Consider the following 13,686-nt stretch of genomic DNA (forward strand, 5'->3'; position numbering starts at 1 on the left):
TTCATTCCTATCTTCTATTTTATTTTTAGTCATCATCATTGAGATGGGCATGACCAATTTTTTCTAGTCTATTTTCGTGATCAATTCGCACTAATATTGCCACTGCAATTGCCATAATAATTAAACTTGAACCACCATAACTGATTAACGGGAAAGTTAAACCTTTAGTTGGGAGTAAGCCTGAGGCTACTCCTAAGTTCACAAAACCTTGAATAAAAATCCAAATTCCGATACCAAAAGCGAAGAATCCTTTAAATCGTTGCTCTAAGATCAATGCTTCCTTACTAATTTTTAATGCTCTAAATGTCAAAATAACTAATAAAGAAACAATAACTAAAATTCCTAATAAGCCAAACTCTTCACCAACAACAGCCATTACAAAATCAGTATGTGCTTCAGGTAAGTATTCGAGTTTTTGTACTGAATTTCCTAGTCCTCGTCCCAGAAGCTCACCTTGACCAAATGCCATTTGTGAATTCGATAATTGAAATCCATCTCCATAAGCATCAGCAAAGGGATCCATAAATGAAGTTACACGTTTTAACCGATATTCAGAGGTTAAAATCAAAAATCCAAAAAGGACAAAACCAGTTATACCTAAAAAGAGAAATTGCAATTTCTTGGCACCCATTATAAATAGCATTGCAAAAGTAAGAACAAATATAACAGCAGTACTTCCTAAATCGGGTTGTAATAATAACAAACCACTAAATAATGCCAAAATAGCCATGGGACGAATAAAACTCAAATTATGAGTTCGCATTTCATCAAATTTTCGAACATAAAAACTTGCAAAATAACAAATAACAGAAAGTTTTGCTAACTCTGCAGGCTGAAAATTGATGGGTCCCATTGGGATCCAACGTCTTGCTCCGTTAACATCTTTACCAATAATTAATACAATAAGTAAAAGAATTAATGAACCAACGAAAAAAGCAACATTCCATTTTTCCCATTGCATACTTGGAATTTGTATAAAGAAAGCAAAAGCTCCAATCGAAATGGTAACGTAAAATGCATCTCGCAATGCAAAATAAAATGGATCATCGTAGTAACGAGTACTAACTGGAATGGAGGCAGAAGTCACCATCACAAAACCAATCATCAGTAACCCAAAAAACAACCATATTAGTGTGCGATCATACAATGCATTTTTAGGTGTTAATCTAAACCACTTTACCCATTCTTGCTTTACTTTATCAAGCATTACGACTCTACTCCTTGTGCTAATTGAGCAAATACTTTGCCTCTTACCTCAAAATTAGGGAACTGATCTAAACTTGCACACGCAGGTGAAAGTAACACCATGTCTCCTACTTTTAATTGAGGACGAATTTGCTCAATTGCTTCTTGCATAGTATCAACTAATACACTTTGATCTGTTAATTTCACTAATTGTTTACCATCTCGTCCAAAACAATAGCAAATAATATTAGATTGGTTGATTAGCGGTTGTAATTCTGAAAAATCTGCTCCTTTACCATCACCACCCAACAATAAATATAATGTTCCTTCAACTTTTAATCCCATTAAAGCAGCGACTGTGCTACCTACATTGGTCGCTTTTGAATCATTGATCCAACGCACACCATCATGAGTTAGTACGAGTTGAAAACGGTGATCTAAACCTGTATAAGATTTTAATGCTTTAACAATACCTACTTTTGCAACACCAGCCTTTTCAGCTAAAGCTATTGATGCCAATGCATTCATCACATTATGTCTACCTGTTAATTGTATTTCTTTTTCTGTAATAATTGGTTCTTTACCGCTGAATAATATGCCTTGAGATAAATGATATTCCGCATCATTTTCTGCAAAACTTACCATCGAAGTGACCGCTTGATCAGGATAAGTCTTTGGATCTTCACCATTCATAATAATATGTTCTGCATTGTTATAAATTCTGAGTTTGGCTTGACGATAAGCTTCTAAACTATGGTTATAACGATCCATATGATCTTCAGTTACATTCAATACTGTAGCTGATTTTGCTTTCAGTGAATAAGTAGTTTCAAGTTGGAAACTAGATAGCTCTAACACATAAAGTTGATAATCTTGTTTTAATAAACTCAGTGCTGGCACGCCAATATTTCCGCCCATACCGACTTTAATACCAGCTTGTTTTGCCATTTCTGTGGTTAAAGAGGTAACAGTACTTTTTCCGTTAGAACCTGTAATCGCAATAATTGGAGCGGTTGCCTCACGGCAAAATAATTCTATATCACCCACCACTTCAACACCTGCATTAATAGCTTGTTGAATTTCAGGTGTCGCTAATGCAAGACCGGGACTAATTACAATTAAATCTGATGACAATAACCAATCTAGATTTAACCCGCCTGTATGTAATGGCACATCTTGAGGTAATTGATCTTTTCCCGCAGGATTTATTCGTGTATCAATCACTCTCACATTAGCATTTTTATCAGCAAAAAAATCCACACAAGACAAGCCAGTTGTTCCTAATCCAATAATTGTAATGGTTTTTCCTTGATAACGATTTTGCATTTTTTATTCTCTTATTCGTAAAATATCTGTTATATCTGACCGCTTGTACTAACGTAATTTTAAGGTAACTAAACCAATAAGCACGAGCATAAGCGTAATAATCCAAAAGCGTACAATTACACGTGGTTCTGGCCACCCTTTTAATTCAAAATGGTGATGGATTGGAGCCATACGGAAAATACGCTTTTGGCGTAATTTATAAGATCCCACTTGTAAAATAACAGAAAGTGCTTCAACCACAAAAACACCGCCCATCACAACAAGTAACAATTCTTGACGAACTAGAACAGCAATGATCCCCAATGCTCCACCTAATGATAATGACCCTACATCGCCCATAAAGACTTGTGCTGGATAAGTGTTGAACCAAAGGAAGCCAAGTCCTGCACCAATGATAGCAGTACATAAAATTACCAATTCACCACTATATTTCACATAAGGAATATGTAAATATTCAGCAAAATTAATATTACCTGTTGCCCAAGCAATTAAAGCAAAAGCCCCTGCAACCATAATAATAGGTACGATTGCTAAACCATCTAAACCATCCGTTAAATTTACCGCATTACTGGTTCCAACAATCACAAAATAAGTCAGCACAATGTAAAATAAGCCAAGTTGTGGCATAACATCTTTAAAGAAAGGGACAACTAATTGAGTTGCCGATGTATCGTGTCCGAGTGCATACAATCCAAAAGCTGAAATTAACGCAATCACAGATAACCAAAAATATTTCCAACGAGCAATTAATCCATCTGTATTTTTACGTACAATTTTGCGGTAATCATCGACAAAACCAATTACACCATAGCCTGTTAATACAAACAAAACAAACCACACATAAGGATTTCGAAGGTTAGCCCATAACAATGTACTTATCCCAATGGAAAAAAGGATCATAATTCCACCCATTGTTGGTGTGCCACGTTTTTTGTAGTGACTCTCAGGTCCGTCATTACGCACTTCTTGTCCAAATTTTAGAATTTGTAAGCGACGGATCACCATTGGACCAATCCACAACCCAATCCCTAATGCGGTCAATAACGCCATAATGGAACGGAAGGTAATATAAGATACTACGTTAAACGCAGTATTAAACTGCACCAAGTACTCTGCTAACCAAACTAACATTTGTTAATCCTTAAAAAGAAACATTAAAAAAGTGACACAAGGAAGTAATAACTTCTTCCATTTTTTGGCTACGAGAGCCTTTTGCCAATAATACAAGCGGTTGTTTTTGTTCTAACTTTTGCAAAATAATAGCAAGCAAAAATGCTGACATTTTCGCTTTATCCGTAAAATGAAGAGTAGGATCACCGCTAATTACCTTACTCTCATTACCAAAAGATACGACTAAATCCAATTCTGCTTTTTTTACAAATTCAGCAACTTCTTGATGACGAGTGAAGCTTTCATCACCTAATTCAGCCATATCCCCTACCACAAAAATGCGATAAGCAGGATAAGCTTTAAGTACTGAAACAGCTGATTTCATTGAATCTACGTTGGCATTATAACTATCGTCAATTAGCAATAAATCAGGATTAATTTGAACAGGATATAAACGTCCTTTTACTTGTGAACATTGCTCTAATCCAGCTTTGACTGTTTGTAAATCTGCGCCTACTGCCATTGCTAATGAGGTTGCCGCTAAAGCATTACTCACATTATGCTCACCTAAGTAAGGTAGATTAATCTCAATTTCGCCTTGTGGTGAATGTAAGGTGAATCGTGAACCATTAAGCTGTAACTCGACATTTTCAGCCCAATAATCTGCGTATGAATCTTTGTCTTGCCCCGTGTAGCAAAAAGACTGAATTTCGTGTTGACCAATCTCTTTCTGCCATTCTGGATAATAATGGGCTAAATTAACGATAGCTTTACCGCCTGATTTTAATCCATGATAGATTTCACCTTTAGCTTGAACAACACCTTGCAATGAGCCAAATCCTTCTAAATGAGCTGGAGCAACATTATTAACTAAACAGGCATCTGGTTGGGTTATTTCTGTGGTATAAGCTATCTCACCAATATGATTGGCCCCTAACTCAATAACTGCAAATTTATGCTTTGGAGTTAAACGCAATAATGTTATCGGTACTCCAAGATCATTATTCAAATTCCCAAAGGTATATAAAACCTCATCATCACAAGCGGTCAGTTTCTGCAAAATTTTTGCAGTCATTTCCTTGACGGTTGTTTTCCCCGAAGAACCAGTCATTGCTACAGTCTTAGGATTTAACTCCGCTTTCAACCATTTTGCTAATTGGCCTAATGCAAGTCGTGTATCCGCCACAATAATTTGTGGAATAGAGTCATCTAAATCTTTGATTTGATGTTCCACCACAACAGCAACACAACCTTGCTGAACTGCTTGTTCAGCATAATTGTGAGCATCAAATTTTTCACCTTTTAACGCAAAAAATAAACCAGAACTGACCGCTTGCCGTGTATCAGTACTGACTGTTTCAACACTAACTTGCCCATTACCAATCAATACAGACTCTAAAATTTGGGCAATTTTCTGCGTTGTTAGCTTAATCATAATTTATCCTAAAAACTTCTTAGCCCATTCTTGATCAGAAAAATGGTATTTTTTTGTGCCAATAATTTGATAATCCTCATGCCCTTTTCCAGCAATTAAGATGATATCTTTTGTATCAGCTTGGCTTATTGCTGTTTCAATGGCATATTGACGAATATGCATCGTTTCAACAACTTTTGGCTTCTTAAAACCTTTCATAATATCGTCAAAAATGACATCAGGATCTTCGGTTCTTGGATTGTCATCTGTAACAATCACTTTATCGGCATTTTGCTCAGCAATCCTTGCCATTAATGGACGCTTACCGCTATCTCTATCACCTCCGCAACCAAAAATACACCAGAGTTTGCCTTCGCAATGTAAACGTGCTGCCTCTAATGCTTTTTCAAGTGCATCTGGAGTATGAGCATAATCTACAATTACCATTGGCTTTTCTGCTTGTGATTCTTCGCCTTCACTTGATTGTGAAGCAGTAACTGATTCCATTCGCCCAGTTACACCACTTAATTGTGGTGCTGTTTCAATTAATTTCTCTAAATCATGACCTAATACAAGTAAACTAGCCAAAGCTAGAAGTAAGTTACTCACATTAAAAGCACCAATTAAATGACTTTCTACTGAACCATTACCCCAAGATGACTCAAATTCAATAGTCACACCTTGTAAGGTGTAATCAATATTTTTTGCCTGCACCCATTTTTCTTGTCTAATTTGTTTGTTTGGATCACTACTTACCGCAACTGCATTAGGTAAATTTGCTATCCAAGATAGCCCTGTTTCATCATCAATATTAATCACTTGGTGTGTAGTTTTTAATTCACTAAATAAACGATATTTTGCTTGTGCATACTCTTCCATCGTCTTGTGATAATCCAAATGATCTCGGCTAAGATTAGTAAAGATTGCGACATCAAAATCGAGCGACTCAACGCGGTGTTGTACTAATCCGTGTGAAGACACTTCCATTGCACAGAAATCAGCACCAAATTCAACAAATTTTGCTAGATTTTGTTGAACTTCAACCGCTGAACCTGTGGTATTCGGAGCTTCTTGGGTTTGACCATATAACCCATTGCCAATGGTCCCCATCACCGCAGATTTGCCACCAATTAAATTATGCCATTGCGCTAATAATTGAGCCGTTGTTGTTTTACCATTAGTGCCAGTCACCCCTACAAGGGTTAATTTTTTTGAAGGTTCATCATAAAAAGCATTCGCTAATTCCGATAATATCTTTGGTAAATTAGGTACACTGATAATTTTACAAGCAGTTCGATCTGCATTAAATTTTCCAAATTGACTATCCAATTCAATCTCAACCTGATCACTTTCTGCTTCGCTTAAAATGAGAATTGCACCTTGCTCAATTGCTTGTGGTATAAAATTACGACCATCAATTTTATGCCCTTTTAAAGCAATAAAAATATCGCCTTTTTCCACTTGGCGACTATCTAAAACCATTTGGTTTAACTCTGTTAATTCTGTCCAAATATCAAGTTCTGGAAAGAAAGGAAGTAAACGTTTCATTATTGCCTCATTCAATGGTTAATTTATGTCATTTGGTACTAACTGTCTTACAGCACTTTTCATTTCATCAGAGATATTATCTGGTTTAATATTTCTTACTTTTAGGGTATAACCCATAATACTTGAGAAAAGAGGCGCTGAAATAGAACCACCATAATATTTACCTGCTGTTGGTTCATTGATTAATACAACTAATGCAAATCGAGGATCACTTGCCGGTGCAAGACCTGCTGTATAAGCAATATATTTATCAACATACTCACCTTTTTCTAATTTACGAGCAGTCCCTGTTTTTACAGCAACTCTAAAGCCATCAACTGCAGCAAGCTGTCCACCTTCACCTTTTTGCGCTACACTTTCCATCATATGTACTACATCGCGAGTAATTTTTTCAGGTAAAACTCGTTCACCAATTACCGGTGGATCAACTTTTGTAATAGATAATGGACGATAGATACCAAAACTTCCTAATGTTGCATAAGCTCTGGCTAATTGTAATGGAGTAACACTTAAACCATACCCATATGCTACTGTTGCTCGCTCGATATCAGACCAACGTTGACGATCGCCATTAGTACCTCGTTCTTCTCCAAGCCCTAGTCCCGTATCTTTACCAAATCCTACTTTCTTATAGGTATCCATTAGTGCTGTTGATGGCATACGCAATGCTAGTCGACTTACTCCCACATTACTCGACTTTTGCAAAATACCAGTTAAAGTTAATTCATTACGGGCTGATACATCTTTAATCAAATGTCCATTGACTCTAAAAGGATGAGTATCAATAACTTCATCAGGATAAGTCACTTTATTATGTAAAGCGGTTAAAATAACAAACGGTTTTACCGTCGATCCCGGTTCAAACGTATCAGTAATTGCTCGATTTCTTGCTAATTCAGGTTTGAAATCAACTCTATTATTAGGATTATAAGAAGGTGCATTCGCCATTGCTAACACTTCCCCAGTTTGAACATCAACTAACACAGCAGTCCCTGATTCTGCTTTATTTTTGATCACTGCTTTTTTGATTTCTCTATAAACCATTGACTGTAATTCAGCATCAATACTTAATACAACATTTTGTGGATCATACTGCTTTTCATTACGAATATTTTCAATGATGTTACCTCTTGAATCTTTTCGTATAATCCGTTTACCATTCTTACCAATAAGTAGTGAATCAAAATTTCTCTCTAATCCTTCAATGCCTTTTTTATTTTCCACATCTGTAAAACCAACTAGCTGAGAGATTTCTTCTGCTAATGGATAGAATCGACGAGATTCAGTTTTTAAAACCATTCCTTGAATTTTTAATGCTCTTGCATAATCAGCAAGAGCTTCTGGTTGATGACGAGAAATATACTGGAAGCGACTTTCAGAATGGTTATATAATTTATTCATTAAATCTGCATATTTAAGTTCTAAACTATTTGTAAGTGCTTGTATTTTTTCTTTAGAAAGAATTGACGCTTCATTTTCTAATGCAACAAATTTAGATAATTTATTATTACGCACATTTTCAATCAAAATGTTATAGTCAATTCCTGTCGCTTTTGCTAGTAAAGACCAATATTCATTACTATCTGTATTGAGAATAATGCGAGCATTGTAACGTTTTTTAGTTTTATCAATTTTTTGGTCAATAAAATTATTTACTGATGACTGAATTTTACTGGCAGAGTATCCTGTTTCCATTGCCAAAGTACGCCAACGTGTTTTATCTCGTCTAAATTCAGCATCAAAATATTCTTTTGGATCAATAGTGATCGAGTACATAGGAACGCTAATAGATAGTACTTTACCATTACGATCTAAAATTTCACCTCGTGTAAATGGAAGTTCAGTGATACGTAATGAACGATTATTTGCTTCTTTGATAAGACGATCTGCATCAGTAATTTGCAAATAAGCACTTTGTCCTAGCAATGCAAATGCTAAGCCTGCAACAAATAGATATAACACCCAAAAACGATAAGGCATGAAACTTGGACTATTTTTGGATTTTTTATCTATAGTCACTTTTTCTGCGGCCTTTTTAGATTTAAATTTCACTGCCTTCTTCATAAATTATCTCACTAAAATTACTTCTTGTGACTTATCCACCGTCTGTAATCCAAACTTTATAGCAAAAGCATCAATAATAGAACGCTCACTGCTAGAATCTTCTTCTAATTGTAGATGTATATATTGATTATCTAATTTCTGATTTTTATAAGCTAAGTCACTTTGTTCAGCAGTTAATAACCTTGTTTGATGTGTTACCCATACGGTTGCCACTGCACTAATAACAACTAAAATTAATAAAATTAATGCAACTTTATTATGGCTTATTAAATCATCTAATATAACTTGTCTTAATGGATATCGCTCTTCTTTCATTATCTTCTCTCCGCTAATCTCAATACAGCACTACGTGAACGAGAATTGTGCTTAATTTCATCTTCACTAGGCATTATTGCTTTACCTATTGCTTTTAGTGGAATGTCTTTGTTTAAATCTTTTTCTAAAATTGGTAACCCTTTAGGTACAGAAATACCTTTGCTATTTTTACGAATAAATTGTTTTACAATTCGATCTTCTAATGAATGAAAACTAATCACAGATAATCGTCCCGAAGGTGCAAGAACATCCATTGCTGAATGTAAAGTTTTCTCTAACTCATCCAATTCACGATTAATAAAGATACGAATAGCTTGAAATGACCTTGTCGCAGGATGTTTATACTTATCCCTAAAAGGCACTGCATCCTCAATTATTGAGGCAAGTTGCAATGTTCTCGATATTTTCTCAGCTGCAGATTTATTATAGGAAACGATCGCTTGTGCAATACGTTTAGCAAAACGTTCTTCACCAAATTCTTTTAATACCCAAGCAAGATCATCCACAGAAACTTCAGCAAGCCATTCCATTGCTGATATGCCTTTTGTTGTATCCATTCGCATATCTAAGGGGCCATCTCGCATAAAGCTAAAACCACGCTCTGCTTCATCTAATTGTGGGGAAGATACCCCCAAATCTAGCAGAATACCGTCAATTTTTCCTAATAACCCTAACTTTTGACAGATATCTGGAATAGCTGAAAACTCACGATGAATAATTCGGAAGCGTGGATCCTGAATTTTCTCAGCTTCTACTATTGCTCTAGGATCTCGATCAATAGCAATTAATCGTCCATGTTCGCCTAATTTGTTCAAAATAAGTCTAGAATGTCCGCCACGACCGAAAGTACCATCAATATAAATTCCATCCTGTTTAATTGCTAGCCCATCTACTGCCTCATGCAGTAGTACAGTAATATGGTGAGGATGAGCATTTTCATTCATAATGATGTCCATTTTTAATTTATTAAATTATTATAGTCATGGCTATAAAGAAAGATTTTTTAAAGCTTCACAATTTAGCATTTCAGATGAATTGCCAACTGCTAAATCTTCAGCAATTTGATCTTGCCATTGTTGAGATTGCCAAATTTCAAATTTATTGAGTTGTCCAACAAGCACTATATGTTTTTCTAAATGTGCATGTTGACGTAGTGTAGGACTGAGTAAAATTCTCCCTGAAGAATCCATTTCACATTCAGTGGCAAATCCTTGCATTACACGTTGCACTCGTCGTTGTAACGGATCAAAATTAGATAATGCAACGAGTTTTTGTTCAACTTTTTCCCATTCTAATAAAGGATAAAGCAATAGACATGGTTGCCTAAAATCTACTGTACAAACTAGCAATCCTTGGTGATTTTCAATTAATTCAGTACGATAACGTGTTGGAATAGCCAAACGCCCCTTGCTATCTAAACTAATTGTATTTGCACCACGAAACATGAAGAATCCACTTAAACACTTAAATAAGGTTAATTAATTGAACGATAGATAGACATAAAATCTATCATTTAATTCCACAAAACACTACTTTTTACCACCTTTTACCACTTAACTCGAAATTTTATAGGTTAAAAGCTCATGGAGCAAGATTTTTATCTAATCTAAAAAATAAAAAGGTACTTTTCTAAAGTACCTTATTTACATAATCAAAAAATAAATCATTCAAAAAAATTATTTGGGAAATTACTCAACATCTGTGCCCAAATTTTAGTACTATTATGTCGATTATTCACCATAAATTCACTTGCCTTCTGATAATCAGATGCTTCACAAGCCATTTTGAGTCCCTGGTAAAAATCTAAGGTTAATTTTCTTGCGACAGGATCAGAAAAAAATAATGATGCTACTTGATGATATAAATCTCTAAAGCTATTTAAAATTAGTCCATAAACAGGTTTATCAGCTACGAAAGTAAATTTTCTGTACAGGTTATAATCAAATTCAGCAAAAAATTCAGCTGTGTCTTCTAAATTAGCTAAATTATCAAATATTGATGCTGATTTTTCAGCATCTAATTTTATTGCTTCAGGAATATAATACTCTGCCATTCTTGTACGTAAAGAAACAACATTATTAATCACAATTGGTGTAATAGATGAATCTAAGCTAATTAATGTTCCAATTATATTAGGACCTGCCGTTTCCCAAATATCATTTACTCTAGTTGCTTTACCATGCTGAATATTCAACCAACCATCACGAGCTAAACGTTGTAAGACTTCTCTTAATGTTGTACGAGTTACACCAATAATATCTGCAAGATCTCGTTCTGCTGGTAACTCTGAACCAACAGGAAAACGGTTACTCCAAATACTTTTAACTATATATTCTTCAGCTAAAGCCGCAGGGCTTTGTGCTTTTAATATATCCGATTTATTCATAGTTAAAATCTCAATAAAAGGTAAGTATATTAGGATAAATTCCTAAAAAATGTGACTTAATGCTCAAAATCAAATTTTCATCAATTAATTAGTAATATCATATATTACAGTCATCTCAAAAGTATATTACAATTCTGATACTTTTTAATTGAATTGACTATCTTATGAAATATATTGATGCATTTTTTAAAAACTTCCTTGGTCAAGCACCAAAATGGTACAAATTTGCCATTATATCTTTTCTAGTTATAAACCCTATTATTTTCTTTTTTGTTAGTCCATTTATTGCAGGTTGGGTACTTGTTGCTGAATTTATTCTAACGTTGGCTATGGCACTAAAATGCTATCCTCTACAACCAGGCGGATTACTTGCGATAGAAGCTGTTGTAATAGGCATGACGTCTCCTCATCACATAAAACTAGAAATAATGGCTAATTTTGATGTTGTTCTTCTTCTAATGTTTATGGTTGCAGGCATTTATTTTATGAAGCAGTTATTGCTTTATGTTTTCACTAAGTTAATTATTTCCATTCATTCGAAAAGAACTTTATCTTTAGCTTTCTGTTTGAGTGCTGCCTTTCTTTCAGCATTTTTAGATGCATTAACAGTCATTGCAGTGATTATGAGTGTAGGTGTCGGTTTTTACGGTGTATATCATAAAGTTGCATCTGGTCATAGTTTTGAAGATTCTACCGATATTACAAATGATGATAAGATCGTTAAGAATAAGAAAATTTTAGAACAATTCCGAGGTTTTTTACGTAGCCTATTGATGCATTCTGGTATAGGAAGTGCATTAGGTGGTGTAATGACTATGGTTGGTGAACCTCAGAATTTAATTATTGCGGCCCAAGCACAATGGAGTTTTGGAGAGTTTTTCTTACGTGTAGCTCCAGTAAGCATTGTTGTTTTTGTTTGCGGAATTACAACTTGTTATTTATTAGAAAAATATAAACTATTTGGATATGGTGATAAATTACCTCGTAGAGTTTGGGTAGTACTAACAAAATATAGTATTCAAAAAGAGCAAAAAATGACCCGCCAAGATCGTTTAAAATTAATAATCCAAGCTATTGCTGGTATATGGTTAATTATTGGATTAGCATTACATCTAGCTGATGTTGGGATCATTGGTTTGACAATCATTATTATTTGTACTGCATTTTGTGGTATTACTGATGAACATGCACTTGGAAAATCATTCCAAGAGTCGCTCCCTTTTACAGCATTACTTGTAGTTTTCTTTTCAATTGTTGCAATAATTGTGGATCTAAAACTTTTCGAACCAATCATTCAATTTGTTTTATCATCAGAGGAAGATGCGCAATTAGCTTGGTTTTACATATTTAATGGATTATTATCCATGATATCTGATAATGTATTCGTTGGAACAGTCTACATTAATGAAGCCAAAACAGCTCTAGCATCTAATGTGATTAGTCGAGAACAATTTGATTTAATTGCTGTCGCAATCAATACAGGAACAAATCTGCCATCTGTAGCAACACCAAATGGACAAGCTGCATTTTTATTTTTATTAACATCATCATTTGCACCATTAATTCAATTATCTTATGGTAGAATGGTATACATGGCACTGCCGTATACTATTGTTCTCTCAGTGTTTGGTTTTTTATCAATGGAATTTTTATTACCTTCACTCACTCAAATTTTGTTAAATTGGGGTTGGTTAATAACTCACTAACTAAATAGGAATTTTATGTTTAGCTATCTTAAAAAACTTTCTATCAAAAGAGGAGCTTGGGCATTACTTTTTGTAAGTAGTTTAATTCTGGAGTTAACTGCACTCTATTTTCAACATGGAATGGGATTAGATCCCTGTGTAATGTGTATTTACGAGCGTGTAGCATTGCTTGGTGTATTAATTTCATCACTTATTGCTATTATAGCTCCTAGATTTGCAACACTACGTTGGATTGCATTAGCCATCGGTTTATTTAGTGCAACAAAAGGATTGTTGCTTGCTATACAACATACCGATTATCAACTTAATCCAGCTCCTTGGAATCAGTGTTCACCATTTGTTGAGTTTCCTGAAACGCTACCTTTAGATCAATGGTTTCCATCAATCTTTAGCCCAACAGGAGATTGCAGTGCAATCAATTGGCAATTATTTGGTTTAAGTATGCCACAGTGGCTCATTATTGTATTTTCAATTTATTTGATTATTCTTATCCTAGTCACTCTTAGCCAATTTAAAAAAATTAATGTAGCAGGCAATAATAGAGAGTTATTCCGCTAATTTATAAATAAGCGATCAAGCGGTAAGATAATGACAAAGAATTACAAAATTCTTGTATTATCTTACCGCTTGTT

Annotated in this window: 12 protein-coding genes; 2 read left to right on the forward strand and 10 right to left on the reverse strand. The window is 34.6% G+C overall.

From position 1 onward, the window contains the following. Positions 1–25 precede the first annotated feature (25 nt). The 10 genes from ftsW to fadR all read right to left on the reverse strand — a co-directional run bounded on the left by ftsW (position 26) and on the right by fadR (position 11,348). Positions 26–1,207, reverse strand: coding sequence for a putative lipid II flippase FtsW (gene ftsW, locus Q1J40_RS07720; protein ID WP_301099530.1), 1,182 nt, complete (start codon positions 1,205–1,207; stop codon positions 26–28). Beyond that, entirely contained in the window at positions 1,207–2,511 is a 1,305-nt protein-coding gene (gene murD, locus Q1J40_RS07725) for a UDP-N-acetylmuramoyl-L-alanine--D-glutamate ligase (RefSeq protein ID WP_301099532.1), read from the reverse strand. The genes ftsW and murD overlap by 1 nt, the downstream gene beginning before the upstream one ends. A 48-nt stretch (positions 2,512–2,559) precedes the next feature. Then, positions 2,560–3,642 carry a phospho-N-acetylmuramoyl-pentapeptide-transferase gene (mraY, locus tag Q1J40_RS07730; protein ID WP_301099533.1) on the reverse strand — a complete coding sequence of 361 codons (1,083 nt, stop codon included), beginning with the start codon at positions 3,640–3,642 and terminating at the stop codon, positions 2,560–2,562. A gap of 10 nt (positions 3,643–3,652) precedes the next feature. Continuing rightward, positions 3,653–5,056 (reverse strand): UDP-N-acetylmuramoyl-tripeptide--D-alanyl-D-alanine ligase, encoded by a 1,404-nt coding sequence (murF, locus tag Q1J40_RS07735; RefSeq protein WP_301099534.1) that lies wholly within the window; start codon positions 5,054–5,056, stop codon positions 3,653–3,655. A 3-nt stretch (positions 5,057–5,059) separates the two neighbouring features. Continuing rightward, the gene (gene murE / locus Q1J40_RS07740; RefSeq protein WP_301099535.1) at positions 5,060–6,583 is read right to left on the reverse strand and encodes a UDP-N-acetylmuramoyl-L-alanyl-D-glutamate--2,6-diaminopimelate ligase; all 1,524 of its coding nucleotides are present in this window, start codon (positions 6,581–6,583) and stop codon (positions 5,060–5,062) included. Positions 6,584–6,601: 18 nt separating this feature from the next. Next, a complete protein-coding gene (locus Q1J40_RS07745; protein ID WP_301099537.1) occupies positions 6,602–8,647 on the reverse strand; it encodes a penicillin-binding transpeptidase domain-containing protein in 2,046 nt (681 codons plus the stop codon). Between the two features lie 3 nt (positions 8,648–8,650). Further along, a complete protein-coding gene (gene ftsL / locus Q1J40_RS07750; protein ID WP_301099560.1) occupies positions 8,651–8,965 on the reverse strand; it encodes a cell division protein FtsL in 315 nt (104 codons plus the stop codon). Beyond that, positions 8,962–9,906, reverse strand: coding sequence for a 16S rRNA (cytosine(1402)-N(4))-methyltransferase RsmH (gene rsmH, locus Q1J40_RS07755; RefSeq protein WP_301099538.1), 945 nt, complete (start codon positions 9,904–9,906; stop codon positions 8,962–8,964). Before rsmH ends, ftsL begins: the two co-directional genes overlap by 4 nt. 42 nt (positions 9,907–9,948) lie before the next feature. After that, positions 9,949–10,407, reverse strand: a complete 459-nt coding sequence (gene mraZ, locus Q1J40_RS07760) for a division/cell wall cluster transcriptional repressor MraZ (protein ID WP_301099539.1) — start codon at positions 10,405–10,407, stop codon at positions 9,949–9,951. A gap of 218 nt (positions 10,408–10,625) precedes the next feature. Further along, entirely contained in the window at positions 10,626–11,348 is a 723-nt protein-coding gene (gene fadR / locus Q1J40_RS07765; protein WP_301099540.1) for a fatty acid metabolism transcriptional regulator FadR, read from the reverse strand. A 164-nt stretch (positions 11,349–11,512) separates the two neighbouring features. Here fadR and nhaB point away from each other — a divergent pair, with 164 nt between their 5' ends. Together nhaB and dsbB are read left to right on the forward strand one after the other, a co-directional pair. Next, positions 11,513–13,054, forward strand: a complete 1,542-nt coding sequence (gene nhaB / locus Q1J40_RS07770) for a sodium/proton antiporter NhaB (protein WP_301099541.1) — start codon at positions 11,513–11,515, stop codon at positions 13,052–13,054. Positions 13,055–13,069: 15 nt separating this feature from the next. Then, positions 13,070–13,612 (forward strand): disulfide bond formation protein DsbB, encoded by a 543-nt coding sequence (gene dsbB, locus Q1J40_RS07775; RefSeq protein WP_301099542.1) that lies wholly within the window; start codon positions 13,070–13,072, stop codon positions 13,610–13,612. Positions 13,613–13,686: the final 74 nt, after the last annotated feature.

It is taken from the genome of Otariodibacter sp., assembly GCF_029256985.1.
Taxonomy (GTDB): Bacteria; Pseudomonadota; Gammaproteobacteria; order Enterobacterales; family Pasteurellaceae; genus Otariodibacter.

Coding starts and splice junctions, on each gene's coding strand:
- ftsW (WP_301099530.1), bottom strand. CDS start 1,207: ATGCTTGATAAAGTAAAGCAAGAATGGGTAAAGTGGTTTAGATTAACA.
- murD (WP_301099532.1), bottom strand. CDS start 2,511: ATGCAAAATCGTTATCAAGGAAAAACCATTACAATTATTGGATTAGGA.
- mraY (WP_301099533.1), bottom strand. CDS start 3,642: ATGTTAGTTTGGTTAGCAGAGTACTTGGTGCAGTTTAATACTGCGTTT.
- murF (WP_301099534.1), bottom strand. CDS start 5,056: ATGATTAAGCTAACAACGCAGAAAATTGCCCAAATTTTAGAGTCTGTA.
- murE (WP_301099535.1), bottom strand. CDS start 6,583: ATGAAACGTTTACTTCCTTTCTTTCCAGAACTTGATATTTGGACAGAA.
- Q1J40_RS07745 (WP_301099537.1), bottom strand. CDS start 8,647: ATGAAGAAGGCAGTGAAATTTAAATCTAAAAAGGCCGCAGAAAAAGTG.
- rsmH (WP_301099538.1), bottom strand. CDS start 9,906: ATGAATGAAAATGCTCATCCTCACCATATTACTGTACTACTGCATGAG.
- mraZ (WP_301099539.1), bottom strand. CDS start 10,407: ATGTTTCGTGGTGCAAATACAATTAGTTTAGATAGCAAGGGGCGTTTG.
- fadR (WP_301099540.1), bottom strand. CDS start 11,348: ATGAATAAATCGGATATATTAAAAGCACAAAGCCCTGCGGCTTTAGCT.
- nhaB (WP_301099541.1), top strand. CDS start 11,513: ATGAAATATATTGATGCATTTTTTAAAAACTTCCTTGGTCAAGCACCA.
- dsbB (WP_301099542.1), top strand. CDS start 13,070: ATGTTTAGCTATCTTAAAAAACTTTCTATCAAAAGAGGAGCTTGGGCA.